The 19,015-nt window shown below is 65.1% G+C and carries 20 protein-coding genes and 1 tRNA gene; 15 read left to right on the top strand and 6 right to left on the bottom strand.

Going from position 1 to position 19,015, the window contains the following annotated elements:
* The 14 genes from SAS01S_RS23080 to SAS01S_RS17935 all read left to right on the top strand — a co-directional run.
* Window positions 1-203 (top strand): hypothetical protein (locus SAS01S_RS23080; RefSeq protein WP_218016331.1); only part of this gene is annotated, 203 nt, incomplete at its 5' end.
* Window positions 203-1,381 carry a nucleotidyltransferase family protein gene (locus SAS01S_RS17990; RefSeq protein WP_157082896.1) on the top strand — a complete coding sequence of 393 codons (1,179 nt, stop codon included), beginning with the start codon at window positions 203-205 and terminating at the stop codon, window positions 1,379-1,381. The genes SAS01S_RS23080 and SAS01S_RS17990, both read left to right, overlap by 1 nt.
* Window positions 1,382-1,669: 288 nt before the next feature.
* Window positions 1,670-2,497, top strand: coding sequence for a hypothetical protein (locus SAS01S_RS17985; protein WP_066812181.1), 828 nt, complete (start codon window positions 1,670-1,672; stop codon window positions 2,495-2,497).
* Window positions 2,498-2,672: 175 nt separating this feature from the next.
* Window positions 2,673-3,683 carry an SPFH domain-containing protein gene (locus SAS01S_RS17980; protein WP_066812179.1) on the top strand — a complete coding sequence of 337 codons (1,011 nt, stop codon included), beginning with the start codon at window positions 2,673-2,675 and terminating at the stop codon, window positions 3,681-3,683.
* Window positions 3,684-3,692: 9 nt separating this feature from the next.
* A complete protein-coding gene (locus SAS01S_RS17975; protein ID WP_066812177.1) occupies window positions 3,693-4,370 on the top strand; it encodes a DUF4178 domain-containing protein in 678 nt (225 codons plus the stop codon).
* Window positions 4,367-5,788, top strand: a complete 1,422-nt coding sequence (locus SAS01S_RS17970; RefSeq protein WP_066812175.1) for a DUF4178 domain-containing protein — start codon at window positions 4,367-4,369, stop codon at window positions 5,786-5,788. The genes SAS01S_RS17975 and SAS01S_RS17970 overlap by 4 nt, the downstream gene beginning before the upstream one ends.
* Window positions 5,788-5,937 carry a hypothetical protein gene (locus tag SAS01S_RS22880; protein ID WP_169804983.1) on the top strand — a complete coding sequence of 50 codons (150 nt, stop codon included), beginning with the start codon at window positions 5,788-5,790 and terminating at the stop codon, window positions 5,935-5,937. Before SAS01S_RS17970 ends, SAS01S_RS22880 begins: the two co-directional genes overlap by 1 nt.
* A 15-nt stretch (window positions 5,938-5,952) precedes the next feature.
* Window positions 5,953-6,162: a DUF350 domain-containing protein gene (locus tag SAS01S_RS17965; protein ID WP_066812173.1), complete on the top strand. Its 210-nt coding sequence runs from the start codon at window positions 5,953-5,955 to the stop codon at window positions 6,160-6,162.
* A gap of 12 nt (window positions 6,163-6,174) precedes the next feature.
* Entirely contained in the window at window positions 6,175-7,710 is a 1,536-nt protein-coding gene (locus tag SAS01S_RS17960) for a polyamine aminopropyltransferase (protein ID WP_066812172.1), read from the top strand.
* A gap of 1 nt (window position 7,711) precedes the next feature.
* Window positions 7,712-9,328 (top strand): FAD-dependent oxidoreductase, encoded by a 1,617-nt coding sequence (locus SAS01S_RS17955; protein ID WP_157082895.1) that lies wholly within the window; start codon window positions 7,712-7,714, stop codon window positions 9,326-9,328.
* 6 nt (window positions 9,329-9,334) lie between these two features.
* Window positions 9,335-9,700 carry an adenosylmethionine decarboxylase gene (speD, locus tag SAS01S_RS17950; protein WP_439646848.1) on the top strand — a complete coding sequence of 122 codons (366 nt, stop codon included), beginning with the start codon at window positions 9,335-9,337 and terminating at the stop codon, window positions 9,698-9,700.
* On the top strand, window positions 9,697-10,752 hold the full coding sequence (locus SAS01S_RS17945; protein WP_066812166.1) for an AI-2E family transporter: 1,056 nt from the start codon (window positions 9,697-9,699) through the stop codon (window positions 10,750-10,752). The genes speD and SAS01S_RS17945 overlap by 4 nt, the downstream gene beginning before the upstream one ends.
* 88 nt (window positions 10,753-10,840) lie before the next feature.
* Window positions 10,841-12,274 (top strand): NAD-dependent succinate-semialdehyde dehydrogenase, encoded by a 1,434-nt coding sequence (locus SAS01S_RS17940; RefSeq protein ID WP_066812164.1) that lies wholly within the window; start codon window positions 10,841-10,843, stop codon window positions 12,272-12,274.
* On the top strand, window positions 12,271-13,932 hold the full coding sequence (locus SAS01S_RS17935; RefSeq protein WP_066812162.1) for a thiamine pyrophosphate-binding protein: 1,662 nt from the start codon (window positions 12,271-12,273) through the stop codon (window positions 13,930-13,932). The genes SAS01S_RS17940 and SAS01S_RS17935 overlap by 4 nt, the downstream gene beginning before the upstream one ends.
* Window positions 13,933-13,963: 31 nt before the next feature.
* Here the strand turns inward: SAS01S_RS17935 and SAS01S_RS17930 are convergent, their stop codons facing one another.
* Together SAS01S_RS17930 and SAS01S_RS17925 are read right to left on the bottom strand one after the other, a co-directional pair.
* A complete protein-coding gene (locus SAS01S_RS17930; protein ID WP_066812160.1) occupies window positions 13,964-14,596 on the bottom strand; it encodes a glycoside hydrolase family 25 protein in 633 nt (210 codons plus the stop codon).
* Window positions 14,597-14,831: 235 nt separating this feature from the next.
* Window positions 14,832-14,905, bottom strand: a tRNA-Gly gene (locus SAS01S_RS17925).
* Between the two features lie 101 nt (window positions 14,906-15,006).
* Between SAS01S_RS17925 and SAS01S_RS17920 the strand changes: the two genes are divergently transcribed.
* On the top strand, window positions 15,007-16,323 hold the full coding sequence (locus SAS01S_RS17920; RefSeq protein ID WP_066812158.1) for a methyltransferase family protein: 1,317 nt from the start codon (window positions 15,007-15,009) through the stop codon (window positions 16,321-16,323).
* Here SAS01S_RS17920 and SAS01S_RS17915 read toward each other — a convergent pair.
* The 4 genes from SAS01S_RS17915 to SAS01S_RS22650 form a co-directional block, all read right to left on the bottom strand.
* On the bottom strand, window positions 16,304-16,567 hold the full coding sequence (locus tag SAS01S_RS17915) for a hypothetical protein (protein ID WP_066812156.1): 264 nt from the start codon (window positions 16,565-16,567) through the stop codon (window positions 16,304-16,306). The two genes, SAS01S_RS17920 and SAS01S_RS17915, sit on opposite strands and share 20 nt — an antisense overlap.
* Entirely contained in the window at window positions 16,567-17,940 is a 1,374-nt protein-coding gene (locus SAS01S_RS17910; RefSeq protein ID WP_066812185.1) for a glutamate--cysteine ligase, read from the bottom strand. The genes SAS01S_RS17915 and SAS01S_RS17910 overlap by 1 nt, the downstream gene beginning before the upstream one ends.
* Before the next feature lie 53 nt (window positions 17,941-17,993).
* Window positions 17,994-18,743, bottom strand: coding sequence for a 16S rRNA (uracil(1498)-N(3))-methyltransferase (locus SAS01S_RS17905; RefSeq protein ID WP_066812155.1), 750 nt, complete (start codon window positions 18,741-18,743; stop codon window positions 17,994-17,996).
* Between the two features lie 84 nt (window positions 18,744-18,827).
* Window positions 18,828-18,980 carry a hypothetical protein gene (locus tag SAS01S_RS22650; protein WP_157082894.1) on the bottom strand — a complete coding sequence of 51 codons (153 nt, stop codon included), beginning with the start codon at window positions 18,978-18,980 and terminating at the stop codon, window positions 18,828-18,830.
* Window positions 18,981-19,015 lie beyond the last annotated feature (35 nt).

Genomic DNA, 19,015 nt, shown 5'->3' with positions numbered 1-19,015 from the left:
GGAAACTGAACGGCGGGACTGGCAATAGTCCCGCCGTTTCTGTGCGCGGCGTCCTTCGCCAACTGAAAGATAAGGGGACGGGAGAGCCGATGCGGCGTCGAGTGGCGGATGAATCGATGCGACCGCGGCTCCTTCCGGAACCTTCTCCGCAGCTGGCGTTTGTCGCCCAGAACCGCGCGCATCACGTGCACGGGCTCATGTGATGCGACGCGACGCCGAGGCCGCGCGTCGATCGCCAGCGTTCGCGATCGTCGCCGCGGCGTGCCGAGCAGCCGTAACCGGCGAGCGCGACTCCATCGACTACCAACCCGCGCATCCGGGCGGCGACGCGATCCTCGCGATGGCAATGCGCCACCGCGTCAGCACACCGGTGCTCCGCATCCTGGCACGCGATCCCGAACTCGATGCCGACGCCGCCGCAAGGCTGCTCGAACTGGCGCGGGATCGGCAATTGTCCGCGCTGCGTCTCTCGGCCGCTTTGGTCGCGGTGTCCCAGGAGCTTTCCAAGGCCGGCATCCGGCATCTCGTGCTCAAGGGTCCGGCTCTATCACAGCGCCTGTATGACGATCTCGCCGCGCGCGACTGCAAGGATATCGATATCTTCATCGATCCCGCCGCGCGCGCGCCAGCGGAAGCGGCAATTGCCGATCTTGGCTTCCGCCGCACGCGCGCCGCGACGCCGCCGGGCGATCCGTGGCGGGCATCACTCGCGCCGAAGGACGTCAGCTTTCGAAGTCGCGACGGCAGCATCGAGCTTGAATTGCACGATCGCCTGTTCGACGTTGCTCAATTATTGCCGCTGTCGTTCGATCATTTCTGGTCCACGCACGAAACGCTGGCAATCGCCGGAACGACGCTGCCAATATTGTCGGCGACCGACGATTTCCTGTATCTTTGCGGGCACGGTGCATTGTGCGGCTGGTTTCGGCTGAAATGGCTTCAGGACATTGCGCGCATCCTCGCGGCAGAGTCACCAGCGACCCTCGCCGGCTTTGCCGATGCCGCGGATCGACTAGGGGTTCGGCCGATGACTACCGGCGCCGCCACATTGGTCGAGCAAATATTCGGCCTCCAATTGTCCGATGTGATTGCCGCCGCACGATCGCCGGCGTCCCTCCGAATCGTCAATCGATCGCGAGAGGCACTGGCAGCCCCGGCGGCCGCGTCGAACGCGCCGTCGATACCGCGACTGGCACGCATGCTGATGCTGCAGCTCGGATTGCGGCGCGATTGGCGTTACCGGCGCGAAGTGCTTGCCCGGACATTTCTAAGCGAGCACGACGTTGACATGGTGAAATTGCCCCATTTCGCCCGGGGCCTCTATTACCCTCTGCGGCCCCTTCTCCTCGCGCTGCGCAGATTGCGGCCAAGGCGATCGTGAATATCGGCTTGCGCACTGGCGATCCGCTATCCGAGCTGGATCGCGAGATCCAGAATGCCGGCCAGTTGACCGTGCGCGAAGGTCAAGTAGCGATGTTCTTTAGCGAAAGCCGCGCCCGTAGTCCCTAGTGCGGCGGGTCCGCTTCTCGATCTACGGCAAATTTTTGGGGAAGGATTTGGCCGCATCCGAGACCAGTCCGACTACTTGCTCCATTTCGGATGGATCGGCTTGTGTTTTGCCCGGCGCTCGACGAGGTCCCATCTATATTGATATATTGGGGGAAATCGGATGAAGAAGGTTGGACTGATGTTGCTCGCGGCGATGCTGGTCGCGGGCTGCGGACAGCGAGTGAATACGTCGAGCCCGGACGCGTACAGCAAGAGCATCGAAGCGATGGTCAAGGATATGCCCGCCGACAAGCAGGCCGCGCTTAAGGATTCGCTGATCGCGATCACGTTCAACACCGCCGAGCCCGAGACGGGCATCTGGTCGCAGGCCGAGCCGACCGCGCCGGTCTTCCTCGGCGCCAAGGACAAGATCAACGGTCTGACCGCGGACCAGATCATCAAGCTCGGCTATCAGACCCGGATCAAGTTGCTCGATCAGAAGATTGCCGACGACGCGGCGAGCGCGCAACGCTACCAGGCGGCGCGCGCCAAGGTCGCCGACGTGTTCCAGGGCGTGAAGATCGACAATGCGCAATATCGCATCGAAAAGGGCGCCATCGACATCGATCGCCCGCAAATCATGCTGCACATCACCAACGGATCGAAGCGCCCGATCAAGACGATCTATGTGAAGGGCATATTGACCTCGCCCGGCCGCGCCGTGCCGTGGATTTCCTCGGACTTCAATTACGAGTTCCCGGGCGGCCTGGAGCCGGGCGAATCGCAGTCGCTGACCCTGGAGCCGAACATGTTCGGCGACTGGAAACCGCAGGACAGCTTTGCCCGCCGCACCGATCTCCACCTCAATTTGACGCTGATCAACGCGGCCGGTGCCGACGGGACGATGCTGATCGACGAGACCATGGTCGACGACAAGACCGCCACCGCCGAGGCAACCAAGCTCCAGAGCGAACGCAACGATCTGGCCGCCAAGCTCGCCAAGCTCTGATCGCGGCAAGCGGCCGAGTATTCGGCCGCCGGCTGCTAGACGATCAGCGCCGCGCTTTGCCGGTTTACGCCGGCGGAGGCGGCGCTTTGTGCCCACCGCCCCGGTCGCCAAAAAATTCGGCTCTCGCGAAGCCGCCAAAGCCTGATAGATTGGGCGCATCTTTGGAGGATGCGTGATGGGTCTGGGTGATTTCCTGAAGAAGCAGCTGGTCGACGTGATCGACTGGGTCGACGAGCCGGGCGTGCTGGCGATCCGCTATCCGATGCAGGATCGCGAGATCCAGAATGGCGGCCAGCTGACCGTGCGCGAAGGCCAGGTCGCGATGTTCCACAATGAGGGCAAGCTGGCCGACGCGTTCGAACCCGGCCAGCACACGCTGACCACGCAGAACCTGCCGCTGCTGACCGCTATCATGAACTGGGACAAGGGCTTCAAATCCCCGTTCAAGGCCGACGTCTATTTCTTCTCGCAGCGCGAGCAGACGGGTCTGAAATGGGGCACGCCACAGCCGATCACGGTGCGCGACAAGGAATTCGGGCCGCTGCGCATCCGCGCGTTCGGCAGCTATTCATTCCGGATCGAAGACGTCGCGACCTTTGCGGTCAAGATGATGGGGTCGCTCGATCGCCTCACCGTCGCCGATCTCGACCTGCAATTGCGCGCAGTGATCAACACCGCGATCGCGACGGCGTTGGGCGGCGGCGAGGTCGCGTTCGTCGACTTGGCCGGCAACCAGCAGGCGATGTCGGAAAAGCTGAAGGGCGCGGTCGAAGCCGGGTTCAAGGAATGGGGCCTGTCGTGCCGCACCTTCTTCGTCGAGAGCGTGTCGCTGCCCGAGAATGTCCAGGAATATCTCGACAAGGGCAGCCAGATGCGCGTGCTCGGCAATCTCGACCAGTACGCCAAGTTCCAGGCCGCCGATTCGATCCAGACCGCGGCGGCCAATCCGGGCGGCCTGGCCGGGATCGGCGCGAGCGCCGCGGCAGGCATGGCGATCGGACAGCAAATGGCGGCTGGGCTCGGCGGCGTCGGCAGTGGCGGGGCGACCAGCATCCCGGCGGCCGCACCACAGCCCGAAGTCGATCCCTATGAGCAGATCGAGAAACTGCACAAATTGATGGTCGCCGGCGCGATCACGCAAGAGGAGTTCGACGCCAAGAAGACCGCTTTGCTCGCCAAGATCTGACGCGCGCCAGTGCTCGACGCCAATTGCCCCAATTGCGGCGCCCCGATCCGGTTCAGGTCGAACGACCTACCGGTGAAGGTGTGCGACTATTGCCACAGTTCGGTGCTGCGCACGGGCGGCAACCTCCAGGCGATCGGCAAGATCGCCGAAGTGCCCGACGACGTCAGCCCGATGCAATTGGGTGTGCGCGGGCGCGATGGCGCGCACAGTTTCGAACTGATCGGCCGCGTGCGCTGGCGCTATGCGGACGGCGCGTGGAACGAATGGCTGGCGCTGTTCGATGACGGCTCGACCGGCTGGGTCGGCGAATCGATGGGGCGTTACATGATGCTCCGGCAGGTCGACGATGATGCGCTTGCGCCGGTCGTCGTCGATCACATCAAAGCGGGCCAGCCGATCGCGATCGACACGCTGATCACGATCGGCGGGGTCGATTACGCCGTCACCGACAGCAAGCAGGTCACCTGCGTCGCCAGCGAAGGCGAGCTGCCGTTCAACGCGCCGCTCGGCCTCACTGCCACCAGCATCGACCTGATGACCCCCGACGGCGAGTGCGCGAGCATCCAGAAGGATCAGGGCGGCGAGGTCGAGGCCTATGTCGGCCGCTACATGTCGCTTGCCGAGCTCAACGCCACCGGGCTGCGATCGTTCGAAGGCTGGCCGATGCCGGCGGCGGCCCGCGCATGAGCGATGACGCGCTCTCCGTCGATCCCACGCCACCGGTAGAGGCGCAGGCATCGCCGCCGGCAACGCCGGTCACGCCGCCATCGACCGTTCGCGCGCTGAGTTGTCCCAATTGCGGGGGCATCGTCAACGTCCGCGCTCAGGGCCTGACGGTCAGCGTGCTGTGCGAGCATTGCGGCTCGACGCTCGATGCGACCAGGCCCGACCTCCAGGTCATCGCGCGCGCCAATGAGGCGCTCAAGACGCCGGAGATTCCGCTCGGCACGCGCGGCACGCTGGGCGGCCGCGTGTGGGAAGTCGTCGGCTATATGGAGCGCACCGACGAGGAGATCGGCTGGGCCGAATATCTCCTGTTCAATCCGTACGAAGGCTATGCCTTCCTGGTCGACGACGGCCGCCGTTTCAGCCTGGGCATCATGCTCGATCGCTTGCCGACGATGGGCTGGGCGAACTCGATGCAGCTCGACGGACAGAGCTATTCGCGGTTCGGCGACACCTATCCGGTCCGCGTCACCTTCGTCGTCGGCGAATTCTACTGGCGCGTCGCGGTCGGCGAAACGGTCGACGAGACCGACTTCGTCCGCCCCGGCACGATGCTGTCGTGCGAGGTCTATCAGACCGAGCGAACCTGGACCCGCCTCGACCTGCTCGATTGGGGCGTGGCCGAAGAGGCGTTCGGCATCTCGGCGCGGCGACGAGAATATAGCCATCCTGCCCCGCACGAACCGTCGCCCTATAAGCGGCAATTGCGCGAGGCGCTGGTGGTCGGCGTCGTCGCCCTGCTCGTCCTCTTCGTCGTCTCCGGCATCGGCGGCAGCGAGCAGCAGATCGGCCAGACCACGACCGACGCGGTGCTCGATGGCCCCGAAAAGACCGTGGTAATCCGAGGGCTCGATCTGCCCTCCGCGCGATCGCGGGTCGTCGTCGATGCCGATGCGGGCGCGATCGACAATGCCTGGGTCGACCTGGATTATTCGCTGACCGATGAGAAGACGCAGGACAGCGTCGATACCTATGGCTTGGCCGAACATTATTCGGGCAGCGACAGCGACGGGTCCTGGACCGAAGGCGACCCGCGCCCCGAGGTCAGCCTGTCGAGCATTCCCGGGGGCAAATACGATCTGGTCGTCACGCTGTCCGCGCATCGCTGGAACGGCGGTTCGAGCAGCAGCAGCTTTTCCATGCCGACTGGTTTTGCCGGCGGCAGCACGTTTGGACAGGATAGCGGCCAGACCGTCCCGATCACGGTCACGATCAAGCGCGGCGGCGTGTTCGGCGGCAATATTCTGCTTGCCTTCCTGCTGATCGCGATCTGGCCGCTGATCGTCCTGTTCAAGAATTTCGCCTTCGAAAAGCGTCGCATGGCGCCGGTCAGCGGCAGCGGCGGTGATGACGACGACAGCGGGGGAGATGACGACTGATGAGCCGGCATATTCTAGTCTATGGCCTCTATTGCCTGGGCATCGTCATGCTCACGACGATGGCGGCCCGCGACGGTTATTCGCCCTTCGCCACTGGCGGCGCGCGCGGGCCGATGATGTTCGGCGGCTACGGCCCCACCCACAAATAACGAAAGGATCGGACGATGATCTCCATCCCCATTCTCGTCACCACCCTGGTTTATACCGCCATCGGCCTGGTGATTTTCATTGGCGGCTTCTGGCTGTGGGACAGGATCAGTCCGGTCGACATGTGGGGCGAGATTTGCCGCGAAAAGAACGTCGCGCTGGCGATCTTCACGGGTTCGATCGCGATTTCCGTCGCGATGATCATCGCCGCTGCGATCCACGGTTGATCCGCATCGATCATGGCTGATCTTTCGGAGGGCGGCGTCGCCCGCCCTTCCCGCACCGGCGCGTTGCTGCTGGCCTCCGCGTTCGTCGTCGCGACCTGTGGGCTGATCTACGAATTGCTCGCCGGCACCTTGGCGAGCTATCTGCTGGGCGACAGCGTCACCCAATTCTCGATCATCATCGGCACCTATCTGTTCGCGATGGGCATGGGCTCGTGGTGCTCGCGCTATGTCCGCAAGAACGAGCTCGTGACCTTCGTCCGGGTCGAGGTGCTGATCGCTGCGATCGGCGGTTGTTCGGCGGCATTACTGTTCCTTCTGTTCGATCGCGTCCAGGATTTCCGCCTGCCGCTTTATGGCCTGGTGCTCGCGATCGGCTTTCTGGTCGGGCTCGAAATCCCGCTCTTGATGCGCATCCTCAAGGACCGGCTCGAGTTCAGCGATCTGGTCTCGAAGGTGCTGACGTTCGACTATGTCGGCGCGCTCGCCGCCTCCTTGCTGTTCCCGCTGCTGCTCGTCCCGCATCTTGGGCTGATCCGCACCGGCTTCCTGTTTGGGCTGTTCAACGTCGGCGTCGCGATCGCGGTTATCCTGATGCTGCCGCAGCGCCGACGGATGACGATCGAATTGGTCGTCGCGATCCTGGTCGCGATCGTGCTCGCCGCCGGCTTCGTCGCGTCGGAGAAAATCGAACGCACTGCCGAAGTCGCCGCCTATGGCGACCCGATCATCTATGCCGACGCAACGCCCTATCAGCGGATCGTCATCACCAAGCGTGCCAACGACTTGCGGCTGTTCCTCAACGGCAACCTGCAATTTTCGTCGCGCGACGAATATCGCTATCACGAGGCGCTGGTACATCCGGTGCTGAGCCGCGTCGCCAATCCGCGCGACGTGCTGGTACTGGGCGGCGGCGATGGCCTCGCGGTACGCGAGATCCTCAAATATCCCGGCGTGCGCTCGGTCACGCTGGTCGATCTCGACCCGGCGATGACGACCCTGTTCCGCAAGAGCTCAATGCTCGTCGCGCTCAACCATGGGTCGCTGCTGTCGCCCAAGGTCCATGTCATCACCGCCGATGCCTTCAGTTGGCTAAGGACTAACCGGACAAAGTTCGACGCGGTGCTGGTCGACTTCCCCGACCCGACCAATTTCGCGATCGGCAAACTCTACACGATCAGTTTCTATCGCGAGCTCGCGCGCGCGCTCAATCCCGGTGCGATGATCAGCGTCCAGAGCACGTCGCCGCTGGTCGCGCCCAAGGCCTATTGGACCGTCGCCACCACATTGGAGGCGGCCGGGCTGACCACGCGCGGCTATCACGTCTATGTCCCGAGCTTCGGCGAATGGGGATTCGTCCTCGCCTCGAACGGGCCGATCGGCGCGCCGGGCGCCCTGCCGGCGGGGCTGCGGTTCCTGACCCCGCGAGTCGATACGCTCGCTTTCTTCTTCCCGCCCGACATGGCGCGACGCCCGACCCCGGTGAACCGACTCGATAACCAGGCCCTGGTTCGCGAGTTCGACGCCGAATGGTCGGTATTCGAGGGCTAGAGTGCCGACGCGCCGCACTGTTATCGCCGGATCGATCGCTGGTGCCGCGGCGATCGGTGCCGGTGCGATCGCGCTTGCCCCGCATGACGAGACGATCCCCGGCACGCTGAGTGGCGCCGATTTCCGTCGGGGACATCGCCTGCGCGGCGGCAACTTCCCCGAACCGAGCGAGACGGTGCGGACCAGGGTCGCGATCGTCGGCGGCGGCGTCGCGGGACTCGCCGCAGCCTGGACGCTCGCCGACGCTGGGGTGCAGGACTTCCGCCTGCTTGAACTCGAGGACCGCACCGGCGGCAACGCTCGAAGCGGGCGCAACGACGTCTCCGCCTACCCGCTCGGCGCGCATTATCTGCCGCTGCCCAATGCCGAGGCCAAAGGCGTCATCCACTTGCTCGAACAGCTCGGCATCATCACCGGCTGGCAGGGCGACAAGCCGGTTTACGACTCCTACCAGCTCGTCTCCGACCCCGAGGAGCGCTTGCTCTACCTCGGCAAATGGCAGGAAGGCTTGGTCCCGCAAAAGGGCCTGAGCGAGGTCGACGTCCATGACCTGAAGGCCTTTTTCGCCGCGATGAAGGCCTATGAAGGACGCCGCGACGCGCAGGGCCGCCCCGCCTTCGCGATCCCGATGGAACTGAGTTCGCGCGATCCCGATCTGCTCGCGCTCGACAAGTTGAGCTTCGCCCAATGGCTCGACCAGCAGGGCTGGCACTCATCGGTGCTGCGCGCGCATGTCCGCTACGCCTGTCGCGACGATTACGGCACCGAGCCCGACCAGGTCTCGGCCTGGGCCGGGGTGCATTATTTCGCCAGCCGCCGCGGCCATGCCGCCAATGCCGATCCCGACACGATGCTGACCTGGCCCGAGGGCAATGGCCACCTGGTCGGGCGGATGGCCGCGCGCCTGAAGGACCATTTTGATTGCGGACGGATTATCCACCGCGTCGCCCGCACCGACAAAGGCGCGCAGATCGATGCGCTCGACGTCGCGAGCGGTCGCGGTATCCGTGTCGAGGCCGATGCCGTGGTGCTCGCGACGCCGCATTTCGTGAGCGCGCGCCTCACCGCCGATGCACCCTCGGCAACCGGATTCGACTACGCCCCCTGGGTAGTCGCCGCGGTCACCGTCGACCGCGTGCCCGCCGGTCCGGGGTTTGAGGTCGCCTGGGATAATGTGTCCTGGACTAGCCGCTCGCTCGGCTATGTCGTCGATACGCATCAGTCGCTTGATCGCGTGCCACGCGCGACGGTGTTGAGTTGGTATCTGCCCTTGTCCGACCTGGCGCCCGCCGACGCGCGCCGCGAGTTGCTCGAGCGCCCGCTCGACTATTGGCAGGACATGGTGCGCGACGATCTGCTCCGCACCAATCCCGACCTAAAGGGCGCGATCCGACGGATCGACGTCTGGCGTTGGGGCCATGCCATGATCCGCCCGGTGCCGGGCTATTTCTGGGACGGCCGTCGCGAGGCTGCCGCCGCGCCGCGCCCGCCGCTGTTCTTCGCGCATTCCGACCTGAGCGGGCTGTCGCTGTTTGAAGAAGCGCAATATCGCGGCATCCGCGCCGCCGAGGACACGATGACGCATCTCTCCATTCCCTATCGCTCGGTGCTGACGTAGTACATGGTGGTGGACTTCAGTGGGACCCACCTTCTTGCCGACCTGTTCGACTGCGATCATCTCGACGATGAGGCGCGGATCGAGGCAGCGTTGCGCGCCGCCGTCGCCGCGGCCGATGCGACGCTGATCGATCTCAAGGTCCATGGCTTCGGCATCGGCCAGGGCGTGACCGGTATCGCCTTGCTCGCCGAATCGCATATCTCGATCCATTCCTGGCCCGAGCGTGGTTATGCTGCGGTCGATATGTTCCTGTGCGGACGGCGCCACGATCTCGACGCCGCGCTGGCGGCGCTGGCCGGGATGCTCGACGCCGGGGGGGTCGAGGAACGCCGCTTCGCGCGCGGCTTCAGCCTGGAGGCCACCGACCAATGACCGCGCCCTCACAGACCAAGCGCCAATCGACCGCGCGCCTGACGTTGATCGTGCTGCTCGGACTGCTCGGCCTGTGGGTCATCCATGGCTTCCTGCCCGTTCTGGTCTGGGCGGTGGTCATCGCTGTCGCGGTCGATCCGCTCGTCCAGCGCGCCGAGCGCCGGTTTCCGCGGCCCAGTCTGGTCGCCGCGGCTTTCACGTTGGGCTTTGCCCTGATCGTGCTGGTGCCGATCGCGATCGGCATCGCGCAAGCCGCGCGCGAGGCGCACGATGTCGCGATCTGGGTTAAGGAGGCGCAGCAATACGGGGTGCCGCCGCCCGGCTGGCTCGCCAATTTGCCGTTCAGCGCCGAGGCGACCGATTGGTGGCGCACCAATCTGTCCGATCCGGCGGCGGCCCATCATCATTTCGAAGTGCTGAGCCACAGCCTGCTCGGCGCGCAAGCGCGGTTGCTCGGGTTCGGGCTGGTCCACCGCGCGGTCGTGTTCGGCTTCACCTTGATCGCGCTCTTCTTCCTGATCCGCGACCGCGATGCCTTGGCGGCGCAGTTCCGCGCCGCCAGCGCGAAGCTGCTCGGGCCGCAAGGCGAGCGGATCGGGCAGCAAGCGCTCGCCTCGGTCCGCGGGACGATCGACGGACTGGTGCTGGTGGGGCTCGGCTTCGGCGCGGTCATGACCATCGTCTATTTCTTCCTCGACGTGCCGCATCCTATCCTGCTCGGCGCCGTCACCGCGATCGCCGCGATGATCCCGTTCGGCGCACCGGTCGCGTTCGGGCTCGCCGCCTTGCTGCTGCTCGGCCAGGGATCGCCCGGCGGCGCGATCGCGGTCGTTGTGATCGGCTTTGCCGCCGAGTTCGTCGCTGGCCATTTCGTCCGCCCCGTCTTGATTGGCAGCGCAACCAAGCTGCCTTTCTTCTGGGCATTGGTCGGCATTCTGGGAGGCGTCGAGACGCTGGGACTGCTCGGCTTGTTTGTCGGTCCAGCGACGATGGCGGTGCTGGTCATGTTGTGGCGCGAACTGGTTGAGGGCGATCCGGCGGCAATTGCCTGACGTCTATAGCTGACCATCAGCGTCACGATTGCCCCGAACGGATCGGGACCCTAGATGGGCGGCAAATCCCCGCCTCCAGGAGTTCCCCATGACCTATTCCGCCAAACTCGGCCTCTATATCGACGGCGAGTGGCTGACCGGGGACGGCCGCGACGTTCACTCGGTGCTCAACCCCGCGACTGGCGCGGGCCAGGCCGACCTTCCGCTGGCCATCGCCGCCGATCTCGATCGCGCGCTTGCCGCTGCACAACAGGGGTTCGAGGCGTGGCGCGCGGTTGCGCCCGAACAACGCGCGGCCGTGCTCAACAAGACCGCCGCCTTGGTCCGCGAGCGGGCCGATGCGATCGCTCGCATCGCGACGATGGAAGAAGGCAAGCCGGTCGCCGAGGCGAAGGGCGAAGTCATGGCTGCCGCCGCGATGCTCGAATTCCATGCCGGTGAGGCGGTGCGCATCTATGGCCGCGTGCTGATGCGCGCGCCGGGCATGCGGTCGATGGTGCTGCACCACCCGGTCGGCCCGGTCGCGGCATTCTGCGCTTGGAATTTCCCGGCGCTGAACGTCGTCCGCAAGATCGCGCCCGCCATCGCTGCAGGCTGCTCGATCATCCTCAAGCCGAGCGAAGAAACGCCGGGCTCCGCAGTCGAGATCATGCGTTGCTTCCAGGATGCCGGGCTGCCCGGCAATGTCGCGCAGATCGTGTTCGGCGTGCCCGACATGATCTCGCGCCACCTGCTCGCCTCGCCGGTCACGCGCAAATTGAGCTTCACCGGATCGGTGCCGGTCGGCAAGCATCTGATGAAGCTCGCCTCGGACAGCGTCATGCGGATGACGATGGAATTGGGCGGCCACTCGCCGGTGTTGGTGTTCGACGATTGCGATCTCGAGAAGACGCTCGATACACTCGTCGCGCACAAGTTCCGGAATGCCGGACAGGTCTGCGTCGCGCCGACGCGCTTCCACGTCCAGGACGGCATTTACGAGAAGTTCGTCCAGGGCTTCGCCGAGCGCACGAAGAAGATGCAGATCGGCAGCGGCCTCGACGCCGCCACCAACATGGGACCGCTGGCCAATCCGCGCCGCCCCGACATGATCGCGGCGATGGTCGAGGATGCGCGGTCGATCGGCGCGCGCGTGCTGGCCGGCGGCGAGCGTCAGGACAAGGACGGCGGCTTCTTCTTCCAGCCGACCGTGATCGCCGACATTCCCTTGGAAGCAAAGGCGATGAACGACGAGCCGTTCGGACCGCTAGCACTGATTCGCCCGTTCGGCACGGTCGAGGACGCGATCGCCGAAGCCAACCGTCTGCCCTTCGGCCTCGCCGCTTATTGTTTCACCGAGAGTGGCCGGCGTCAGAATCTGCTCGCCGAGACGGTCGAGGCCGGGATGGTCGCGATCAACCAGGTCCGCATGACCTGGCCCGACGCGCCGTTCGGCGGGATGAAGGAATCGGGCTTCGGTTCCGAGGACGGCCCTGAGGGGATCATGGCGCACCTCACCACCAAGGCGGTGCACATCGCATGAGTGAGCGTACCGCGGCCCGCATCCTGGTCGACCAGTTGATCGCACAGGGGGTCGACCGGGCGACCTGCGTGCCGGGCGAAAGCTATCTATCAGTGCTCGACGCGCTGATCGGCAGCGGGATCGATCTGCTGACCTGTCGCGCCGAGGGTGGCGCGGCGATGATGGCCGAGGCCTATGGCAAGCTGACCGGCCGCCCCGGCATCTGCTTCGTGACGCGCGGCCCGGGCGCGACCAACGCATCACCCGGACTGCACATCGCGATGCAGGATTCGACCCCGATGATCCTGTTCGTCGGCCAGATCGAGCGCGGCATGCGCGACCGCGAGGCGTTCCAGGAGCTCGACTATCGCGCCACCTTCGGCGCGCTGGCGAAATGGGTGGTCGAGATCGACGACGCCGCGCGCATCCCGGAAATCATCGCCCGCGCTTTCCGCGTCTCGATGCAGGGACGCCCGGGCCCGGTGGTGATCGCATTGCCGGAAGACATGCTCGATGAACTTGCCGAGGTTGCCGATGCGCCGCGTATCGATCCCGTCGAGACCGCGCCCGTTCCGGCCGATATCGATCGGCTCGGCGAATTGCTGGCGAACGCCAAAAACCCCGTTGCGATCGTCGGCGGCTCGCGCTGGACGCCACAAGCGCGGGACGCGATGGTCGACTTCGCGCATCGCTTCGACTTGCCCGTCGCCGCGCAATTCCGCCGCGCCCCGCTCTTCCCCGCGACCGACGAGCATTTCATCGGCGATCTTGGTCTCGCGCCCAATCCCAAGCTGATCGAGCGTATCAGGGCGGCCGATCTGGTCCTGCTGATCGGCGGGCGGATGTCGGAAATCGCCTCGCAATCCTACAAGTTGCTTGCGATTCCTGCCTCGGCTCAACAGCTCGTCCACGTTCACCCCGATCCGCTCGAACTCGGCCGCGTCTATCAGCCGGTGCTCGCGATCAACGCAACCCCACCGGCCTTCTTCGCCGCGCTCGACGGCATCGAGGCCAACCCGACCTGGTCCGCCAATCGCGAGGCGGCACGCGCCGATTATCTCGCCTGGTCCGACACCCCGCCGCCGGTGCCGGGCGATTTCCAATATGGCGACGTCATGGCGTGGTTGCGCGACCGACTGCCGCCCGATGCGACGATCTGCAATGGCGCCGGCAATTTCGCGAGCTGGATCCATCGTTATTACCGCTTCCGCGATTTCGGTACTCAACTCGCGCCGACCAGCGGATCCATGGGCTATGGCCTGCCCGCCGGCGTGATGGCCAAGCGGCAAAAGCCCGACAGCATCGCGCTGACCATCGCCGGCGATGGCGACTTTCTGATGAACGGCCAAGAATTCGCGACCGCCGTCCATCACGGCATTCCGCTGATCGTCGTGCTGATCGACAACGGCATCTACGGCACGATCCGCATGCACCAGGAAAAGACCTTTCCCGGCCGCGTCTCGGCGACCAACCTCACCAATCCCGATTTCGCCGCGCTCGCGCGTGCCTATGGCGGCCATGGCGAGACGGTGACGACGACCGCCGAATTCGCCCCCGCCTTCGAACGCGCGCTCGCCAGCGGCAAGCCGGCGATCCTGCACTGTCATCTCGACAGTCAGGCGATCACTCCGACCGCGACGCTGGATGGCCTGAGGGCCGCGGCGGAGGATAAGGTCTGAGGAACCGGAGCCCTTGTCAGCAGCGGCTCGGTTAGGCGACACCCCATAAGGCGCGCAGCCGCTTCTCCGACCCGTTGAAGCGATCACGGTCGCAATGGCCGATCCCGTCGACGGGGGTATGGGCAGTCGCGTTCACCGCACCGTCGGTATATTGCCACATCGTCCAGGTCGGCCAGTTCGGCGGCACCACCGCGGTTGGGCCATATTGCGCCAGCCATAGCCAACAATTAGCCAGAATCGGGTCCTTGCTGGTTCCCAGCAACTGCTTGATGTAATGGCCCGAATAGAAGCCTGGCCAGCGCCCGGTGACGCTATGGACATGCGTCACGAATGCGCGCGCCTCTTCCAGCGTCATCGATGCCCCGGTCGGATTGGGCTCGAAATCGAGCACCAGCAATGTGCTGCCGACATCATTGCCCAGGGCGTTGAGGAACGCCGTCGCCTGATCGACCCCATCGGCGCCGGTGGCGAAATGATAGGCGCCCCACAGAAGCCCGGCCTTGAGCGCCTTTTTCTTGTTGGCGGCATACATCGGATCGATCGAGGAATGGCCCTGCGTCGCCTTGTGAATGATGCCGAGTATCCCCGCCGCCTTCGCTTTCTGGAAATCCAGATTTGGACCGTTGTGGTGCGAAATATCCACTACCGCATCGATTGCCGCCATGCACCCCCCGATCAAGAATAGGTGAGTCGATGGCGAGAATAACCCGCGCCTTGATCAACACCAATGGGAAGGGTTCATAATGGCCTATTAAGTATCGCGGGTGACAGCCTGACCCTGCACCGTCGTTTACTGTCCAAACTGCAGCCTGTGTCTTGACGGTTGCATAGCTGCGCCGTCGTCGGGTGCGTCAGGATCCGGCGGTCGCGACCTTCACCATCGCTAAGGCGGGGAAAAGTGGAGCGGGTAGCGGGAATCGAACCCGCGTATTCAGCTTGGAAGGCTGCTGCACTACCATTGTGCTATACCCGCCCGTCGCCGGAGCGAAGCGGGGAACTAGCGAGTCCGTCGCGACCGCGCAACCCGGACATCCTTCACGGCTTGCTTACCATTCCGCGCGTATCCCCTCGCGCATGTATCACGACCCAGCATTGGGCACGGCCGCCAAGGCCGATCCGCGCCCCAAGTCCGCCGTGTCGACCGGAACCGGCGTATCCGGGCTGGCCGGGCTGTTCACCTGGATAGCGATCGCGCGCTGGCTCGGGATGGACGGTCCCTATGCCGCCCTGATCAACGTCGCCGCGACCGCGCTGCCGATGGTGTTGTGGTCGGTGTTCGTCGACAAGGTCCACCGCAATCCCTCGACCGGGATCGACTGGGCGAATCCGAAGCCGTGGCGCGAGACGCTCGACATCTCGATCACTAAGCTCGCCGGGCTATGGCTGACCTGGGCCGGGATCGCCTGCCTCTACGCGGTCGGGCGCTTCTATTGGGAAGGCAATTTCCAGTTCTCGATGTGGTGTTTCATGTGGGCGGCGCCGGCGTTGTTCGTGCTGTCGGTCCCGTACACCTTGTGGCTCGACCGCCGCATGGTCGAGCCCAAGGATGGATGCTGGGCGCTGGGCGCCTGGATGATGGGGCTCAAGGAACCGATCGACAAGGAAGCGATCTGGAACCACCTCAAGAGCTGGGGCGTGAAGATGTTCTTCACCGCGTTCATGCTGGCGATCGTGCCGCCGGGGTTCGGCGATTTCGTGCGCGGCGATTTCAGCCGGGTGCTCGCCAGTCCGGTGGCGCTGGCCAATTGGCTGATCACCTTCATGTTCCTGGTCGACGTCGCGTTCGCCACCGCGGGCTATCTGCTCGCCTTGCGTCCGCTCGATTCGCACATCCGCACGGCCAATCCCTATGCGGCGGGCTGGATGGCGGCGCTGATCTGCTACCCGCCCTTCGTCCTGATGGGCGATAACGGCCCGCTCGATTATCATCCGGGCACGTATGGCGAGGCCGGCTGGTCGACCTGGTTCGCCGATTACCCGGTGCTGCTGGTCGGCATCGGCACGCTGCTGGTGTTGCTGACCGCGATCTATGCCTGGGCGACGGTCACGTTCGGCCTGCGATTCTCCAACCTGACGAACCGCGGCATCCTGACCAATGGGCCTTATGCCTTTTCGCGCCACCCCGCCTATCTCTCCAAGAACCTGTTCTGGCTGATCGCGACCGTGCCGCTGCTGACCACCGGCAGTTGGCTCGACGCGGTGCGGTCGACCGCGATCATGGGGATCGTTGCCGGGATCTATTATTGGCGCGCGCGGACCGAGGAGCGCCATCTGCGCGCTGACCGGGCGTACGAGGAATATTATCAGTGGATGGAGCGCAACGGCCTGGTGCCGCGCTTCTTCCGCTGGCTCAGCGGCAAATCGGCAGCGGTCACGCCAGACACAGCATGAGGCCGATGGCGCCGGCCATCGCCACTGCGCTCGCGGCCAGTGCACGGTGGAGATGGAGACCGCCCGGACAAAGCCGAGCATAATCGCGCCAGATCAGGATTGCCGGGCGCCAGAACGATCGCGGGCGGCGTTCGATCGCGTGGACCGCGATCGCCATCCGCCCGTTTTCCAGGGTCGCGACCACTAGTCCGGCAATCACGGCGATGAGACAGATGACCGCGGCAACCGACCGCGGTCCGGCCATCAGAAGCTCATCTCGTCATAGATTTTCGAGATGTCGCTGTTCCACTCACCATTATAGCGGTCGAGCAGGGCCTGTGCGGGCACCTTGCCCGACCGCACCACATCGCGCAGCGGATCGAGGAACCCGGTCTCGTTGGTCCCGCCGGCATCGGTCCGCGCGCGCGCAGTCAGCCCGGCATGGGCGATGTCGAGCACTTGCCCGGCGATGTCGCGAAGCTTGCCGCCGCCCGGCAGCGGCGCGTCGAGCGCCAGCGCCGGCACCGAATTCCGCAATTCCTCACGCTCGGCCATGTTCCAATGCCGGACCAGATCCCATGCCGCGTCGAGCGCGCCCTGATCGTAGAGCAGTCCGACCCAGAATGCCGGCAAGGCGCAGATCCGCCCCCACGGACCGCCATCGGCGCCGCGCATTTCCAGGAAGGTCTTGAGCCGCACTTCGGGGAAAGCAGTCGAAAGATGATCCGACCAATCCTCGATCGTCGGCTTCTCGCCCGGCAGGATAGCGAGCTTGCCGTCGAGGAAGTCGCGGAAGCTCAAGCCCGCGGCGTCGAGATATTGGCCGTCGCGATAGACGAAGTACATCGGCACATCGAGCGCGTAATCGGCATAGCGCTCGTACCCGAACCCGTCCTCGAACACGAACGGTAGCATGCCGGTGCGCGCGGGATCGGTGTCCGACCAGATATGGCTGCGGAACGAGAGCATGCCGTTGGGCTTGCCCTCAGTGAACGGCGAATTGGCGAACAAAGCAGTCGCCAGCGGCTGCAGCGCGAGCCCGACGCGGAATTTCTTCACCATGTCGGCTTCGGACGCATAGTCGAGATTGACTTGGATGGTGCAGGTCCGGAGCATCATGTCGAGCCCCAGGCTGCCGACCCGCGGCATGTGGCGCAGCATGATCGCATAGCGGCCCTTGGGCATGATCGGCAGGTCCTGCCGTGCCTTGTCGGGCCACATCCCCATGCCGAGGAAGCCGAGCCCCAGCCGATCGCCGATCGTCTTGACCTGCTGCAAGTGACGGCCGGTTTCGGCGCACGTCTCGTGCAGATTTTCGAGCGGCGCGCCCGACAGTTCGAATTGCCCTGCGGGCTCAAGGCTGACCGATCCATCGGCGCCGGTCAGCGCGATGATCTTGCCATTCTCCTCGACCGGCCGCCAACCGAACTCGGTCAGCCCGTTGAGCAAGTCTCGGATGCCGCCGGGCTCGTCCCAGGACGGCGCGCGATGATCGGCGGTGCGATAGACGAATTTCTCATGCTCGGTGCCGATCCGCCAGCGCTCGGCGGACTTTTCGCCCCCTGCAAAAAAATCGATCAGCTGCTGGCGGTCCTCGATGACCGCTGCGTTTGAGTCCGTAACGGTCTTCGTCGTCATGGCGCGCATGTAGCGACGACGAAAGGGTTCCGCTAGCCATCGTTCTATAGGGACTAGCCCCGCCAATCCCCCGCCGCCGACATCCAGATCGTCACCGCCGCTGCAGCCGCGGTTTCGGCGCGGAGAATGCGCGGCCCAAGGCCGATTCCCACCGCTTGAGGCATCGCACGGATCGCCTCGCGTTCGGCGTCGTCGAATCCGCCCTCAGGTCCGATCAGGATCGCCGCTGGTCCCTTGTGGGCTACCATCGCCTCCGCGGCAGGTACGCCGCCCATCTCGTCGGCGAAATACAGCGCGCGATCAGCAGGCCAGTCGCGGAGCAACGCGTCCAGCTTCACCGCCTCGGCCAACTCAGGCAGCGCGGTGCGGTCGCATTGCTCGGCCGCCTCGATCATATGGCTGCGCAGGCGGTCGAGGTTGAGGCGGTCGATGATCGTGCGGCGAGTCAGCACCGGCACCAACCGGGCGACGCCCAGTTCGCAGGCTTTCTCCGCGACCCAGTCGATCCGGCCTTTCTTGATCGGCGCCGCGCACAGCCACAGATCCGGGACTGGCTCGCGGTCGCGCAGATGCGCCGAGACGGTCAGGATCAGGTCGCGTTTTCCGACCGCACTGGCGATGCCGAGCCATTCGCCGGTGGCGTCATCGAACAACTTTACCGGGTCGCCCGCCTTCAGCCGCAGCACCGATAACAGGTAATGCGCCTGCCCACCCTCGACGCGCACATCAGCGCCCTCGGCAAGCGGGGTTTCAACGAACAAGCGCGGCGTCGATCGCGGCGGCCAAGCGGGAGTTGCTGCCATGGCTGGCGACTTAGCGAGTTCGATCCTGGTGGGCCAGCGTCGCTCTCTCTTCTCCCCGCCCGTAAACGGAAGGGGAGCGGCCGGTCACGGCCTCGGCTTGCGACGCGTCATCCGCCAGCCGACCACCAGCGCAGCGATACCGAACGCGCCGCCGATCAGCGCGAGTCCCGCCGCCTGGGCGATGCCCCAGAACAGCGTCTCTGCGAACCGGGCGATGGCGACGGACAGATGGACCATGGACTGGCCTTAGGGCCCGTACCCGATTACCGCGA

The organism is Sphingomonas asaccharolytica NBRC 15499, from assembly GCF_001598355.1.
GTDB lineage: Bacteria > Pseudomonadota > Alphaproteobacteria > Sphingomonadales > Sphingomonadaceae > Sphingomonas > Sphingomonas asaccharolytica.
This window is presented reverse-complemented; position numbering and strand designations above follow the sequence as displayed.